We start from the raw sequence: 14,554 nt of genomic DNA on the forward strand, positions 1-14,554 counted from the left end.
ATGCATTCTTTCTTTTTCTTTAGATATAGGCAAAATCAGACTCCATTTATATAACTTCCCTCTAAATGCATCGGTAAAAAGTAAAAAGCCCACTCCCACAAGGAAATGGACCTTTCACTACTTTTCTTCCTGTTTCCCGCCATGTTTAACGCCTTTACTTGTATATGGCTTGTTGCTTTTCTTCTTATTGGCTCCAGCCTGCCAGCGATTCCAGCCTTTTTTACCAGTCCCTTGCCCGGTTCCGCTCTTTTTCTTCGGTTTACTCATTTTTTCACTCCGTTATAATAAGATACGTTTTTCAAGATCGTCTTCATACTATAACACGTATCAGGGGCGCAGAATACTTCTTCTTTATTCCACTTACCCTTTCTGCCCTGTATAAATGTAAACGGCATCCCGGAGAAATTCAGCCATCCCATCCTGCTCAGCATCATAATAAGCTTTGAACCGTTCGTCATCTACGTACATTTGAGCAAGTCCCGCATGTGCTTCCTTATTATAGTGCCCCCAATAGAAGCTGATCCATTGCCTATGCAAATCAGCCATCTTTTGGGCTGTTTCACTTGAAGGATCTCCCTCTTGAAATGCTTCCCCCAGCGTTTTCTTGATTTCACGCTCAAGTCCCGTGACCTTTTCATGGTCCTCCTGCGACATGTTCATGAATCTTGCTTTCGATTCATCCACTTTTTTATCACCGTATTTCTCCCGTACTTCATCCCCATATTTCTTCTCATTTTCTTCTACCCTTCTCTTCTTGAATCCTTCAAACTTTTCTTGATCCGACATGTTGATTTCCCCCTTATTTACACGTAATGTTTTTTCTACATTCGCAATCAATTGATCAAGCTGCGTGCGTCTGCTCAGTAAGATTTCCCTGTGTTCCCGTAAAGCCTGTTCTGCGTCAAAAGTGGGATCATCCAGAATATCCTTAATTTCATCCAGTCCTACACCCAATTCTTTATAAAAGAGGATCTGCTGTAGACGGTCGACTTCCATCTGACCGTAAATCCGGTAACCTGAAGAATTGGTCCTGGCCGGCTTCAGGAGCTCAATTTCGTCATAATAACGAAGGGTCCGCGTGCTCACGCCAGCGATCTCTCCCAGTTTTTTAACGGTATATTCCATGATTTCACCTCCTGACAGTTCTTACTTTACAGCTTGACGCAACGTCAAAGTAAAGGGGTTTTCCGGAAAAAATTATACGATGTTATCCGGTACTTGTGAAAGGCAACATATGGGGGAATCCCTTGAAAATAACGTGCCAGTCCGATATTCTTAGTATAGTCATTTTGAGTATAAGGTTGTGTTAAATATGCGAATTAATAAATATATTAGTGAAGCCGGGAAGGCCTCCAGACGCGGCGCTGATAAATTGATCACAGAAGGAAGGGTCACCATCAACGGAAAGATCGCGAAGATTGGGGATCAAGTGAATCCCGGGGATGACGTGTTGGTCAGCGGTGCCCCTGTCCGTGTTGCCCGGAATAATGTGTACATTGCTTTAAACAAGCCAGTGGGCATTACAAGTACGACAGAAAAAGGAGTCAAAGGGAATATCGTCGATCTTGTCAATCATCCATTGCGCATCTTTAACATTGGACGTCTGGACAAAGACTCGGATGGTTTGATTCTTCTTACAAATGATGGGGATATCGTGAATGAAATTCTTCGTGCCGAGAATCAGCATGAGAAGGAATACATTGTCACAGTCGATCGCCCCATATCAGACGACTTCTTAAAGCAGATGTCAGAGGGCGTCAAAATCCTTGGAACGAAAACCTTGCCTTGCAAGGTAGAGCAGATCTCGAAATATGTGTTCCAAATCACGTTGACGCAAGGATTGAATAGACAGATCCGCCGCATGTGCGAGGCACTTGGTTACGAAGTGTACCGCCTGCAGCGAACACGGATCATGAATATTCATTTAGGCAATCTTCCCGTGGGACAGTGGCGTGATCTTACAAAGAAAGAAAAAACGAGATTGTTTCAAGATTTGGATTATGAACCGAAGGAATGGTAACTGATAAAAACCGGTGACAAGACTATATCTTGTCACCGGTTTTTATATGCTTCCTTTCACTTCTTGATCCATTAAATAAGTTCTTCTTGTTTCGTTATCTCCTCTTCCATCCTCGGTGTAGGTTCTGCTCACAGATTGAAGGGTGTTAAGTGGGGAAAGGCCCGAAGGATGTTGATCACGTGGGGCATTACATTACCCATTTCAGCAAGTCTTGCAGCCATCTTCTTTTATATCTTGAACTCTTTTCCTAACAGGAAAAGGAAGTCAGAAGGGTGTCCCCTTTTGACTTCCTTTTATCGTTGTGCCTCGAGCTGCAGCTGTTTAAATCCCAGGTTACGAGTTCTCCTTCGGCGAGCATCCGTGCTTGAATAAAGTGGAATCAGCCTATCGGGTGCTTCATCTTGTCCATGATCATGGTAAAATAATTCTTCTTCACCGGGCCGGGATCAAGGGGGATTTCGTTAGAAATATCATCTCTTCCCCCGAGAAGATTCGGGGAATAGATCTGGTTTCCTTCCATGATACTGCGAATCGTGAAAGTTAGTTCTTCACTCGGACTGTCCTTCAATACATAACCATCTGCCCTGCTTTCGCGCACTTTATCGAGATATCCTTCTTTCGCAAATGTCGCAAGGACGATGATGCGGCAATCTTCCACCTCAAGAGGTCCGTCCCTCAATAGATTTTCAATGTCGAGGATAAGGAGGTCGGGCTGGTGCTTTCGGATGAGTTCTTGTGTGTGTTCTTTGTTCGTGGCTCTTCCGACGACTTCCATGTCTTCTTCGAGATTGAGAAGAGAGGCGATTGTCCCCAGTAATAATTCTTTATCTTGAGTCATCACTATGCGGATCATGTAGGTTCTCTCCTTATTAAGTAAAAACTCTCCTTATATGAATGATGCATAAGGAGAGTCACTGTGTTTTTATAATTCAGGTTTGGCTTCTGCTGAGATGCGGGCATTTGATTTCACTGAGGATTTGACGCCTCTGAAGCTTACGAATGTCTTGTTTTCTTCGTCCCACAGCTTGAATCGAAGCGATTTTAAGCTGGTCCATAACGAAATGGTCGGTACATTCTGCAACGGCTCGGTATTCTTATGAGCTTCTTCCAGTTTGTAGTTCGGAACTCTCGGGCTTAAATGGTGAACATGGTGATATCCGATGTTCCCAGTTAAAAACTGCATGATTTTTGGAAGTTTATAGAATGAACTTCCTTCTACCGCTGCCAGTACGTACTGCCACTCTTTGTCTTCCTCGAAATAAGAATCTTCAAATGTGTGCTGCACGTAGAACAGCCAGATCCCGATTGATCCTGACACCATGAAGATCGAACCTTGAACAAGTAAGAATTCCTTCCATCCAAGGGCAAGACAAAGGAGAGTGATGAGAACAACGATGATCGCGTTCACTACATACGTGTTATTCCGTTCTTTCTTCCGCGCATTCTTGCGATTAAAACGATTCTTTAAAAGGAATACATAAATTGGGCCCAGCACAAACATAACGAACGGATTACGGTAAAAACGATACGCTAAACGCGTTTTCAAAGGTGCTGCTACATACTCATCAATGGTAAGGGTCCAAATATCACCCGTCCCACGTTTATCCAGATTTCCGCTTGTCGCATGATGGACAGCGTGATCATGTCCCCACTGATCGAACGGGAACAGTGTCAGGACACCCATAGCCGTTCCAACTGCCCGGTTGGCCCGACGGCTTTTAAAGAAAGAAAAATGGGTGCAATCATGAAAGATAATGAAGATTCTGGTCAAGAATCCGGCTGCAATTACGATTGGAACGAGTGCCAGCCAATACGACACAGATAAACTTTGATAAGCAAGGAACCATAATAGAAAGAACGGTCCAAGCGTGTTGATCATCTGCCAGATACTTTCCTTTGTGGTTGATTTTTCATAAGGAGCCACTTCTTTTTTCAGCGTTTTTATATTTGTCATGTCATTATTCCCTTCGTTTAAGGCGTTGAATTCATTATAGAATATGTACATTCATCGTGTTAGTAGTAGGTGTCATATGCTGGGCATGACAAATGTCATATGGAGATGAATTGCATCTTGTCTTCAACGGGAAAATCATTGATGTATAAGGGTTTTGTACATTTGAATAACTTTCCACTCGTATTATTATTTTTTTCAATCAAAAAAATATTCTTATCTCGTAATACTTTCTTCCCTTTTTAACACAACGTTTTTTGTAGGGATAATTACTCCTGAAATGTAGAAGATATGAACATGGAAAACATGCGAAAAGGGTGGTTAGATGAACTTGCAAGATGGACGAAATATTACGTTGACCTCTACAGAATTAGGTGAGCTTTGGAAAAATTATATAGGTGAGTCTTTATTAGACTGTGTATACAGCCACTTCTTAACCAATGTAGATGATGAGCGGATTAAGGAAGTAATAGAAAAAGCCCAAAACATGACAAGAAAGCATATGAGTAAGCTGAAAGAAATTTTCAATAAAGAAAAATTCCCTGTACCCACTGGTTTCGGAGAGAACGATCTGATGGAGAACGCCCCTGCGATTTTCACCGATAAGTTCTATTTGTTTTATTTGAAGGAAATGGCAAGAATCAATCTTATTCTTTTCACCAATGCCCTGACTGTTTCCTTTAGAGAAGATATCCGAACTTATTTTGATGAGTGTATCGATGATGTAAGCGAACTTTATCACGATTCCCTCAATAGCATGCTGGCGAAAGGACTTATTATCAGGGCTCCGTTTATTCCGATTCCAAATGAAGTAAAATTTGTGGAATCGAAGGATTTCCTTCATAAATTAGTGGGAAAACAAAGACCTATGGCCGCTACTGAAATAACGGGTATGTATGTGAATCTAGATTCAAATCAACTGGGGAAATCCATAATGATGGCCTTCAGTCAAGTGATCAAGACGAAAAAACTGAAAGAGTATATGATACGGGGAAGAGATATTTCTCAAAAAAATATCACCATCCTTCAAGATCTTCTCACGAAGGACAATTTGCCTTCTCCTCAACTTTGGGACCCGGAAGTGCTGGAAACTACTGTTGCCCCGTTTTCTGAGAAGCTTATGCTCTATCATGTGGCATTAGCTAACGCTGGTAGTTTAGTGAATTACGGTGTAGGTATAACTTCTACATTTAGACATGACATTGCTTTAGACTTTTCAAGGCTGGTAGTCGAAATATCAAGATTTTCAAATGATGGAGTGAAATTATTGATTGAAAAAGGATGGCTGGAACAGCCTCCGCTAGCTGCAGATCGGGATGAATTGGCTAAGTAATAAGGAAGAGGTCCTTTACCATATAAGAGGTATAAGGATCTCTTCCTTTTATAATGCTGTTATGTGACAACCCACTTTTCTCCCGGGGGTCCTACCATCTGCTTTAAGACTTGGTAAAGGCCGATAAAAAATTCCGAGTTCTGTTTGACAGGAAACTATTAACGCTATGAAAATGTCATTTAGGCGAGAGTGTTTCCTTAAGCCCGAAATATAATTATTTATCCTACCCCTTTTACATATCTCTTCTTAACGCTTTCAACACATCGATCCTTGTAGCCTTAATAGCAGGTTTTAGCCCAGAGATCATAGCAACCCCCACACTTAACAACACACAAAGGATTGACACGTAGGTGGGGATATAGGACAACTGAATCGCTTCTTCCACTTCTTGATTGAACACTTGCTGAATGACGAATGGAAGGGCAAAATTAACGGCCATACTGATTCCATAGGCAACGACCACCCCAACAAAAGCCCCGATCAAACCAATATAACCACTTTCAAGCAGAAAGATATTCCGAATCATCCGCGGCTGTCCACCTATCGCCTTCATGATCCCAATGTCTTGTGTTCGTTCAGTGACCGCCATGCTCATTGTATTATAGATTCCAATAGAAGCAATGAGGAGAGCAATGGTCCCGATGAAAATCAACCCGGATTTTATCACAGCAAAAACGACATTCAATTGATCCAATTCTTCAGATACTGAATAAATGTAATAACCCTTCTCTTTTAAAGCAGTGGAGATTCCTTCTACATTCTCCATGCTGTTCGCAATCACATTCACTTCTTGATAAGTCGTTTCTGATGTTTGTTGAGTCATATCATTGATATCTTCCTGACTCATATCAGGTGTGATCGTCTGCCCGAAAGGTGTTTCTGTAAATTGTTCGACGATTGGCAAAACATCTGTAGACAACAAAATTTGGGTATCTTTCATCCAATCACGGGAAGGAGCCTCTGTAATTCCTACAATGGTTAAGGGAATATCTTTTGTTTTTTGTTCGCCGTCTTTATATTGAAACACTTTTAGCTTTATTTCTTCACCGAGTAAACTTTTTTCTCCTGTGTACCTGAGTTCTTCCTTTACTACCCCTTCACCGTTGAATAATTCTTCAGAGGGAATGGGTTCTTGATCTTTAGGGGCTTTATAAATGACGTCCTGTATGTGGTATCCTACTATAATTTCATGTTCATTTTCCGGCATTCGACCTTCACTTAACGTTAAACCCGCTTTTACTTCTGACGGGTAATCCGCAAGAAAAACCGGAGCATGAATGAAATATTTCCCAAACTCAAATAGGGGATCAAATCTCAACAGCTGCTTCCTGGTCACTGATTTCACATTGTCTATCCCTTCAAGATTCTGAATATCCTCTGTGGTAATCTCTGGATTTCCCCCTTCATCCACTTGTTCCTTTCCATGGACATTAATTTCCGTTACACTTCTGTTGGAAAGGATACTGTCTTCAATGTATTTCTGAGCACCGAATCCCACTGAAGTTAAGACGATAAGGAATGCACATCCAATGGCCGTAGCAAGGATTGTCATGAATACCCTTGACTTACTCTTTTTCATATTCTGTCGAATGAACTGCAGTTTATCTTTGAATCTCATAGAACAACCCCCTCGTCGATGACCATGGCCCCGTCTTCTAACTGGATGCTTCGATCCGCAATAGAAGCAACTTCTTTATCGTGGGTAATCATGACAAAGGTAATCTCTTCCTCTTTGTTCAATTCCTTGATGAACGCTAACAGACTATCCTCTGTTTCAGAATCCAGGCTTCCCGTCGGTTCATCGGCAAATATAATAGGTGGATTCACAATTAAAGCCCTGGCAATGGACACACGCTGCTGTTGCCCGCCAGATAATTCGGATGGGTAATGTTGTTCGAAACCATCTAAACCTACACGCTTGAACATGTCTTTCACCTGTTGCTTTCTTTTTTCTTCAGAAATGCCTTTCATGACAAGAGGGAGTTCTACATTTTCACTTGCGGTCATACTCGGGATCAACTGAAAGCTTTGAAAAATAAAGCCTAAGTGTGTTAAACGAAAATCCGCCCACTGCGCTTCTGAAAAATCCGTGACCTTCTGATTGTTAATGGAAATGGTCCCTTTTGTAGGCTTAATATACCCACTCATTAGATTTAGTAAAGTTGATTTACCAGAACCGCTCCTCCCCAGGATCGCTACTATTTCTCCTTTATGTATGGTTAGATTGATATCTTGCAGTACAGGGACCTCCTGCTTCTTACCCTTTTTTCCTACATAGAATGAATGATGTAATTGTTTGATGGTGATCATGTTTACTGCCTCCTTTAGATGCTTCTCCCCACTAGACGAAACGAAAGCAAAAAAAAATTCATCTTTTTATCACTTTATCAAAAATCTGGTTAGATTCTAAAAAAGCGATAGAAAGATGAAACCTATTTACATCTTATGTTAAGTGTTCTCTTCCATTCTGTTCAGCTTGAGCCTCTTCTTCACTCACAAACCAGAACTTCCCGAACAAATCTCCCCTTCCTTACTTCGCAACGATCTACAATATCAAAGCCAGCTTGTCCTACATTATCATCTACGTGTTCTAATGTAACAATCACAACTTTAGATGCGAACTTTCTTGCACTGCGAAGCATTTCAAGCTGCTCATCATCCGTGATGACGGAACAAAGATTATAAGGTAAGTCAATGACCGCGACATCATAGCTGCCTTCTACATCATTGATATCCTTCAGGGTCACTTCCCCTTCCAGACCGAAATGAGCGATATTCTCCCTTACTCCGTCGAGGATCAAGGAATTGCGGTCACTGCCTACAATATCGATACCCATTGATAGAGCTTCTACCAGGACCGTCCCGATTCCGCAGCACGGATCGATCATCTTGATGCCTTCCGTTTCCGGCGCCGCAATGTTCACGACGGCTCTTGCCACACGGGTACCCAGCGCAGTGGAATAGCTGTGAGGCTTTTTCACATGATGCAGCCAGATCGCTTCATTTTTCATATAAGCCCCAAACACCCAGCGTTCACCGGTGTTGATGACACCATACCAAATATGGGGATTGACGAGTTCCGCTTCGCCCTTAAGATGTAGGCCGATTTCCTTCTCGATCCTCCGCAGTTTCTTAAAACCGACTCTGTCACCATCTGGATTTTGTACAAACACGACCTTGAATCCATCCACTGCGTCTAACTTCTCTATGTTATGAAGCAATTCTTCTAATTCGGCACCTTCGCATATGATCTCCAGTCTCTCCCGGATGAAAGGGCTTCTGCTTGGATCGACCTTCACCGTACTTTCGAGAATGCCAGAGTCAGAAGCCTCTCCGAACAGGATGCGTCTTTCCAATGCACATAGGGACTCTTCATCCGGCTCACATGAAAACGTATATAAATAGTTTTTCGTTTCTATTGTAATCAACTCCGTCTGTGGTTTTGCATTTCACCATTGTACCACAAAAAAAGGGAGGGACCCCTTCCCGGGTCTCCTCCCTCCTTAATCAGATTTCCATTTCCCAACGCTCCGCTTGCGTCTGTTTCAACTGTTTCTCCGTTTCTTCCGGGTATACCGTACGGAATTTATGATTTTCTGCGGGGATGATTTCAATCATCTTTTGGATCATGTCTTCAGGATCAAACTGATCTTCCAATCCTTTCTGCTGTTCCAAGATATCTTCCTTGCGGGTGAAGTTCTTTTCATCGTCGAACCACTTCCAAATCTCTTCACCGCTCCGTTTATTGAATCCGGTTTCGAATGCACCGGGATTGATGGTCGCGACCTTCACACCGAATTCTTCAAGCTCTGATTTCAAGGTTTGGGCAATCCCTTCCACAGCATGCTTGGTTGCCGTATAGGGACCGACATAAGGCGTTGCAGAGATCCCGGCCATGGAACTCATGAACACGATTTTCCCGCTGCCTTTCTTCACAAGCTTCTGTGCGGCCAATTGAACCGTTTCCAGGGTGGCGAACACATTCACTTCAAAGAGGGCCCGAAAACGATCCATCGGCACTTCCCCGAGTGGTCCCCCTTCATTGATGGCCGCATTGGCTACGAAGACATCGAACTCATACTTCGATATTTGCTCGCGATCTCTTGGATTCGTTATATCAAGCTTAAATACCTCCATATTCAATCCTTGTTCCTCCGCTTCTCTCATTAGATCGGTCTTTTGAGAGGTAAGCTCTGTCGTCGCAATGACACGGTGGCCCTTTTTTGCAAGACCAAGTGATGCTCCCTTGGCGAGACCGCTTCCCGCGCCAGTGATGAAAATTGTTTTACCCATTCTGTTTCCTCCTTGGCAATCCAGTATAATATCTTCTTCCCTTTAACAGAATAAGTAAAACTTTTTCAAATCAAAAGGGACCGACTACGGATCGGTCCCTCCATGATAAATTACTTCATCTCGGCAATATACTCTTTCACCACTTCATATACATACCCCTGGTTCGCAGCTGCTGTTTCGGGATTGTACGATCCGCCGTTCGTTTTGTTATTTGACAAAACACGAATACCAAGGAAAGGCACATCATATGCCCCGGCGATTTGTGCCGCGGCTGCTCCTTCCATCTCTTCTACAGACGTACCGTATTTCTCATGAAACCATTGGATGCGATCGACTTCGTTATTCCACACGTCTGCAGAACCGATCGTCCCTTCCACGACTTTCCCTTTTTTGTACATATCCTTTACGGCTTTGGCCGCAGCAAGTAAATCTTCATCTCCATCATAGTAACGAATTTTTTCTGCATCCGGGTCTTCCCCTGCACTACCCTCAGAGGCCATCAGGTCCATCGGTTTCCAGGCAGTCGGTTCGATGCCTTCCTCATCAGCCAGGTTGCCTGTTTTTAAAGAACCGAGATTCACGGTTCTTTCCCCTAATACGATATCAAACACGTCCAGTTCCGGGTCATGGCCTCCGGATGTCCCTTGATTGATGATGGCGATGGGATTATATTTTTCAATGGCTACAGCCGTTGCCGCTGCCGTATTTTCCATTCCTTTTCCTGTCTTTGTCACGATGACCGGATAGTCATCCAACGTTCCTTTATAAAAAACAAACGAGCCGGATGTCTCTTCTTTCACATGTTCAAGTTTCCCGGCAAATTTTTCAGCTTCGATTGGCATAGGACCCTGTATCATGATCGGCTGCTCTTCCTTTTTTTCCTTTGCTTCGGTTTGGGTCGAACTGCATCCGGTGAATACGGATAGTGCAAGTACAGATAGTGCTGTAAATGAGACCAACTTCTTTTTCATTTGAATCTCTCCCTTTTCTAGTTGATTGAGTCCCTCTGTCTGTTTAGGTCAAAAGAAAAAGACCTGGATTGGTAGAGTGATTCCTACATTCCAGACCTCCCGAAGTCAAAGTACGGGTAAACGACAAACATGCCGAAAAACCGAACACCTTAACTCGTAGTCTAGTTCTTATAATGGGAACCAGGTAGAAACGCTCAGACCGTATTACCGAGGATATACGAGTAACGCTATGTAATTGTGTTACGGTGTTACTATAACAAAACCTATTAGTAAATTCAACAAAAATACGAATTTTATTTAAATAAACAGTTTTAATGTTCGTGTTTTATAGAATCTCTTTCTTTCGCAGGGTAAGCGGATAATTTGAAATCCAAAGACAGAATACTATAATAAAAGAAAAATGATGAGGTGTAGAATATGAAAATCGGACTTATTGGATTAGGTGATATTGCGAAAAAAGCCTACCTGCCTGTTCTTTCAGAAAAAGAAGGTATCGAGCTCGTGCTTTGTACCAGAAACGAAGAAACCCTACATAAACTGGCTGACCAATATCGAATCGAACACCGGGTTCGACATGTGGAAGAATTGATTGCGGAGAATATCGACGCAGCCTTCGTGAGCACGGCCACAGACGCCCACTTTGAGATAACGGAAAAGCTCCTTGAGAATGATGTTCATGTGTACATAGACAAACCGATTTCACTGAACTTACATGAAACCGAACGGATCATTCAACTCGCGAAAGACAGCGGTAAGATTGCCATGGTTGGATTCAACCGACGGTTCATTCCGAAGGTGAAAGAACTTAAAGAGCATGGAAAACCGAGCTTCCTATTGATGCAGAAAAATAGATTTGCGGCACCGGACGAGCCAAGAAGATTCGTCGTCGAAGATTTCATTCATGTCGTAGACACTCTCCGCTTCCTGATGGTTTCAGAGGTGAAGGATGTAAAGGTTCAGTTCCTAAAAAAAGGAGACATCCTTCATCATCTCATCATCCAGCTGATCGGTGAAGACTGTACAGCTGTCGGGATCATGAACCGTGATGGCGGTGTAACGGAAGAAATCATCGAATACTCTGCGGGTCATCACAAATATGTCGTCAACAGCCTTGTGGAGACAACCCATTATCACAACAAGCAAAAGAGCATTTCTTCCTTTGGAGACTGGGAGCCGACACTTTACAAACGAGGGTTCTATGACTTGGTCGAACACTTTATACATTGTGTAGAACACGGAAAGAATCCAGATCCATCCATCGAGGACTCTCTGGTCACCCATGAGATCTGTGAACGAATCGTCGGTATGATCCAATAAATAGAAGACGGGGTTGTTTCCCGTTCTTCATTCATTCCCAGAAGACAAAAGCCCGGAAGGAACACACTATCGGTGTCCTACCGGGAACGCGCTTTTGAAGTAGAGGGACGGACCTTCTGGATGGAGGTTCCAATCCACTGTTTCCGTTTCAGAAGAACATCTCGAACTCCCTTTTAGAATGGAGGACAACTCTCTACCTTCAACCAATGTTCAGACTGTTCGACTTCCCCCGCTAATTGAAGAAGCAAATCTTCTCTCCCCTTCGCTGCCATCACCTGTACTCCAATGGGTAGCCCCTCCGAAGTCCGATGTAATGGAAGTGACATGGCTGGCTGTCCTGTTAAGTTTGCCAACTGAGTAAAAGGAGTGCGCATCAGGTTTTTTTGTGCAATTTGATCCACTATCCCCACCCTCTTTAATAGGCTTCCGAGGCCCAACCTGCTCACTGTTCCCATCAATAGTCTTTCAGAGGTGGTAGGCTCCAATTCACCTATCTTGGCTGGTGGGAAGGCCGTTGTAGGTGTCACATACATATCATAGGTTTCATGAAAGCATTCCATTTGAAAGGCTGCTTTATCCCATTCCCTTAGTCCGAGAACAAATTCCTCAGCCGTTGTGGCTCTCCCAAGCATACCCAGAAGCCAAGTTGACGCTTCTACATCGTTCATTGTAGCCTTTCGTCCAAGTGTTTCTTCAAGGGACGTTAGTATGGCCGCTGTTTCGCCAAAATACATGGTTAAATAACTTCTCGCTATTTTCTGTCCATCTACCGGAACTTCTTTTTCTTCCACAATGTGGCCCATTCCTTCCAGCATTTTAGCCGCTTTCAAAACGGCACTTTCACATTCCGGGTGAAGCTTCGTTCCTATTGGGGATTTAGTCGTATAAGCGATTCTTAATTTCTGTCCCAGCGGAGTGTGACATGCCCGAAGATAGTTCCCCTCGAAAGGAGGAGCATAGAATGCTGCCGATTTCTCATGGATTCGTAACTCATCCAGCATGGCTGCGCTATCCCTGACCGACTTTGTCAAGACATGTTCTACAGAAGCACCCTGCCACGCTCTACCATAGGTAGGTCCTACGGGGGTTCGTCCTCTGGTTGGTTTCAAGCCGAATAAGCCGCAATAGGCAGCAGGGATTCGAATCGAACCTCCTCCATCGTTAGCACCGGCGATCGGGACTATTCCGGAGGCAACTGCGGCCGCTGAACCTCCACTCGAACCACCGGGTGTATAAAAAGGATTCCACGGGTTCTTTGTCGCCCCATAATGGGTTGGCTCTGTCACAGCAACCAATGCAAATTCAGGTACATTCGTTTGCCCCAGGATAACCACTCCCGCCTCCTTTAATCTCCTCGTATACTCTGAATCCGCTTTCGCTTGATATGCCTGAAGGGATCTTGAGCCTGCAGTAAGGGGCTCACCCTTGATTTCCTGGGTTATATCTTTCAATAACATCGGTACACCGGCGAAAGCTCCAGTCAGTTCTTTGTCTGCAGTATTTCTCGCCTGTTCATACATTTTGTGAATGACGGCATTTAAAGCTGGATTTTTTGTCTCTATTTGCGTAATGGCTTCTTCTACCAATTCTTTCGGATGAACTTCTTTTTTCTTCACGAGCTCTGCTAATCCTAAACCGTCGTATTCTTTATATCGAAAGCCTTCCACCATGCTCCCCCCTATTAACGATGTATATATGACTTTCTACGTGATGGAAGAATTCACCTTTTTATCCCCTTAATTAGTTCACTAGGGGCAAAACACAGGGTGTAACCTATCCGAATGTTACATCCTTTAAAAAACAGGGAACAACTATACTAAAAAAGGAGAAACCACCATGCCAGAAGGTCCCGAAATCAGAAGAGCCGCCGATACCATTGAGCAAGCTCTTAAAAATAAAACTGTACAGGATATCTATTTTGCCTTCCCCCATTTGAAAGGGTACGAAGACCTGTTAACGGGGGCAATCGTGTCAAGGGTGGATACGAAGGGAAAGGCCATGCTCATCCGCTTTGATAACGGCTACACGATTTACTCCCACAATCAGCTCTATGGAAAATGGTATGTCCGGAAATCCTACAACTATCCAAAAACAAACAGACAGCTCCGCCTTGCTTTGCATAACGACAGGAAATCGGCAATCCTCTACAGTGCATCGGATATTGAAGTCCTCCGTGATGAGGAAGTGCCGGAGCATCCGTTCATTTCAAAGGTGGGACCAGATCTATTAAGCGAAAAGGTAACAGCAGATGATTTAATCGATCAGATGAAGGACAAGCAGTTCCGAAACCGTAAATGGGCGATTCTATTATTGGACCAGGGCTTTGTAGCCGGAATCGGAAATTATTTAAGATCAGAAATTATGTTCACCTCAGGTATCCATCCTTCCCTTCGACCGATTGATTGCCCGCGGGATCAGTTAGAGAAAGCGGCTGAAAGCATCATCCATTTAATGAAGCAATCCTATGAAACGGGAGGGATCACGAATGATCTTGAACTCGCCAACAAGTTGAAATCACAAGGAGTGGAACGTTCCCGTTATCGCCACTGGGTATTCAACCGTGAAGGGGCATCATGCTTCATATGCGGAAGTGAAATCAAGAAGACCGTTGCAGCTTCGAGGAGACTGTACTTTTGTCCGGTTTGTCAAAAATCACCGTAAGAAGAGCC

The 14,554-nt window shown here is 43.5% G+C and carries 14 protein-coding genes, 1 pseudogene and 1 riboswitch; of the genes and pseudogenes, 5 read left to right on the forward strand and 10 right to left on the reverse strand.

Annotated features, from left to right (window positions below; genetic code table 11):
- Positions 1-117: 117 nt before the first annotated feature.
- Together JI667_RS11935 and JI667_RS11940 are read right to left on the reverse strand one after the other, a co-directional pair.
- Positions 118-267 (reverse strand): DUF3934 family protein, encoded by a 150-nt coding sequence (locus JI667_RS11935; RefSeq protein WP_206853761.1) that lies wholly within the window; start codon positions 265-267, stop codon positions 118-120.
- Positions 268-360: 93 nt separating this feature from the next.
- Entirely contained in the window at positions 361-1,125 is a 765-nt protein-coding gene (locus JI667_RS11940; protein ID WP_206853764.1) for a MerR family transcriptional regulator, read from the reverse strand.
- A 187-nt stretch (positions 1,126-1,312) separates the two neighbouring features.
- Here JI667_RS11940 and rluF point away from each other — a divergent pair, with 187 nt between their 5' ends.
- Positions 1,313-2,020, forward strand: a complete 708-nt coding sequence (gene rluF, locus JI667_RS11945; RefSeq protein ID WP_206853781.1) for a 23S rRNA pseudouridine(2604) synthase RluF — start codon at positions 1,313-1,315, stop codon at positions 2,018-2,020.
- Positions 2,021-2,101: 81 nt separating this feature from the next.
- Positions 2,102-2,260: pseudogene (locus tag JI667_RS22710) on the forward strand (inorganic phosphate transporter); the annotation flags it as partial.
- Between the two features lie 139 nt (positions 2,261-2,399).
- On the opposite strand, the gene JI667_RS11955 reads toward JI667_RS22710, so the two are convergent.
- Positions 2,400-2,873 (reverse strand): response regulator, encoded by a 474-nt coding sequence (locus JI667_RS11955; protein WP_206853786.1) that lies wholly within the window; start codon positions 2,871-2,873, stop codon positions 2,400-2,402.
- A 69-nt stretch (positions 2,874-2,942) separates the two neighbouring features.
- Positions 2,943-3,974 (reverse strand): fatty acid desaturase, encoded by a 1,032-nt coding sequence (locus JI667_RS11960; protein WP_206853790.1) that lies wholly within the window; start codon positions 3,972-3,974, stop codon positions 2,943-2,945.
- A gap of 322 nt (positions 3,975-4,296) precedes the next feature.
- Here JI667_RS11960 and JI667_RS11965 point away from each other — a divergent pair, with 322 nt between their 5' ends.
- Positions 4,297-5,304 (forward strand): DUF3231 family protein, encoded by a 1,008-nt coding sequence (locus tag JI667_RS11965; protein WP_206853792.1) that lies wholly within the window; start codon positions 4,297-4,299, stop codon positions 5,302-5,304.
- Between the two features lie 232 nt (positions 5,305-5,536).
- Here the strand turns inward: JI667_RS11965 and JI667_RS11970 are convergent, their stop codons facing one another.
- The 5 genes from JI667_RS11970 to JI667_RS11990 form a co-directional block, all read right to left on the reverse strand.
- The gene (locus tag JI667_RS11970) at positions 5,537-6,922 is read right to left on the reverse strand and encodes an ABC transporter permease (RefSeq protein WP_206853795.1); all 1,386 of its coding nucleotides are present in this window, start codon (positions 6,920-6,922) and stop codon (positions 5,537-5,539) included.
- The gene (locus JI667_RS11975; protein WP_206853798.1) at positions 6,919-7,614 is read right to left on the reverse strand and encodes an ABC transporter ATP-binding protein; all 696 of its coding nucleotides are present in this window, start codon (positions 7,612-7,614) and stop codon (positions 6,919-6,921) included. Before JI667_RS11975 ends, JI667_RS11970 begins: the two co-directional genes overlap by 4 nt.
- 179 nt (positions 7,615-7,793) lie before the next feature.
- Positions 7,794-8,732 (reverse strand): TRM11 family SAM-dependent methyltransferase, encoded by a 939-nt coding sequence (locus JI667_RS11980; RefSeq protein WP_244668302.1) that lies wholly within the window; start codon positions 8,730-8,732, stop codon positions 7,794-7,796.
- 79 nt (positions 8,733-8,811) lie between these two features.
- A complete protein-coding gene (locus JI667_RS11985; RefSeq protein ID WP_206853811.1) occupies positions 8,812-9,597 on the reverse strand; it encodes an SDR family oxidoreductase in 786 nt (261 codons plus the stop codon).
- A gap of 110 nt (positions 9,598-9,707) precedes the next feature.
- Positions 9,708-10,568, reverse strand: coding sequence for a 5'-methylthioadenosine/S-adenosylhomocysteine nucleosidase (locus JI667_RS11990; protein WP_206853814.1), 861 nt, complete (start codon positions 10,566-10,568; stop codon positions 9,708-9,710).
- Positions 10,569-10,705: 137 nt separating this feature from the next.
- Positions 10,706-10,809: riboswitch (purine riboswitch) on the reverse strand.
- Positions 10,810-10,985: 176 nt separating this feature from the next.
- On the opposite strand from JI667_RS11990, the gene JI667_RS11995 reads away from it, so the two are divergent.
- Complete coding sequence (locus JI667_RS11995; RefSeq protein ID WP_206853817.1) at positions 10,986-11,885, forward strand: Gfo/Idh/MocA family protein; 900 nt, start codon at positions 10,986-10,988, stop codon at positions 11,883-11,885.
- A 173-nt stretch (positions 11,886-12,058) separates the two neighbouring features.
- Here JI667_RS11995 and JI667_RS12000 read toward each other — a convergent pair whose 3' ends face one another.
- Positions 12,059-13,555 carry an amidase family protein gene (locus JI667_RS12000; RefSeq protein WP_206853820.1) on the reverse strand — a complete coding sequence of 499 codons (1,497 nt, stop codon included), beginning with the start codon at positions 13,553-13,555 and terminating at the stop codon, positions 12,059-12,061.
- A 166-nt stretch (positions 13,556-13,721) separates the two neighbouring features.
- On the opposite strand from JI667_RS12000, the gene nei reads away from it, so the two are divergent.
- The gene (gene nei / locus JI667_RS12005) at positions 13,722-14,546 is read left to right on the forward strand and encodes an endonuclease VIII (RefSeq protein ID WP_206853823.1); all 825 of its coding nucleotides are present in this window, start codon (positions 13,722-13,724) and stop codon (positions 14,544-14,546) included.
- Positions 14,547-14,554 lie beyond the last annotated feature (8 nt).

Source organism: Bacillus sp. NTK074B (assembly GCF_017303375.1).
Taxonomy (GTDB): domain Bacteria; phylum Bacillota; class Bacilli; order Bacillales; family Bacillaceae_B; genus Rossellomorea.

Coding starts and splice junctions, on each gene's coding strand:
- rluF (WP_206853781.1), top strand. CDS start 1,313: ATGCGAATTAATAAATATATTAGTGAAGCCGGGAAGGCCTCCAGACGC.
- JI667_RS11970 (WP_206853795.1), bottom strand. CDS start 6,922: ATGAGATTCAAAGATAAACTGCAGTTCATTCGACAGAATATGAAAAAG.
- JI667_RS12000 (WP_206853820.1), bottom strand. CDS start 13,555: ATGGTGGAAGGCTTTCGATATAAAGAATACGACGGTTTAGGATTAGCA.
- JI667_RS11990 (WP_206853814.1), bottom strand. CDS start 10,568: ATGAAAAAGAAGTTGGTCTCATTTACAGCACTATCTGTACTTGCACTA.
- JI667_RS11960 (WP_206853790.1), bottom strand. CDS start 3,974: ATGACAAATATAAAAACGCTGAAAAAAGAAGTGGCTCCTTATGAAAAA.
- JI667_RS11935 (WP_206853761.1), bottom strand. CDS start 267: ATGAGTAAACCGAAGAAAAAGAGCGGAACCGGGCAAGGGACTGGTAAA.
- nei (WP_206853823.1), top strand. CDS start 13,722: ATGCCAGAAGGTCCCGAAATCAGAAGAGCCGCCGATACCATTGAGCAA.
- JI667_RS11965 (WP_206853792.1), top strand. CDS start 4,297: ATGAACTTGCAAGATGGACGAAATATTACGTTGACCTCTACAGAATTA.
- JI667_RS11940 (WP_206853764.1), bottom strand. CDS start 1,125: ATGGAATATACCGTTAAAAAACTGGGAGAGATCGCTGGCGTGAGCACG.
- JI667_RS11995 (WP_206853817.1), top strand. CDS start 10,986: ATGAAAATCGGACTTATTGGATTAGGTGATATTGCGAAAAAAGCCTAC.
- JI667_RS11975 (WP_206853798.1), bottom strand. CDS start 7,614: ATGATCACCATCAAACAATTACATCATTCATTCTATGTAGGAAAAAAG.
- JI667_RS11955 (WP_206853786.1), bottom strand. CDS start 2,873: ATGATCCGCATAGTGATGACTCAAGATAAAGAATTATTACTGGGGACA.
- JI667_RS11985 (WP_206853811.1), bottom strand. CDS start 9,597: ATGGGTAAAACAATTTTCATCACTGGCGCGGGAAGCGGTCTCGCCAAG.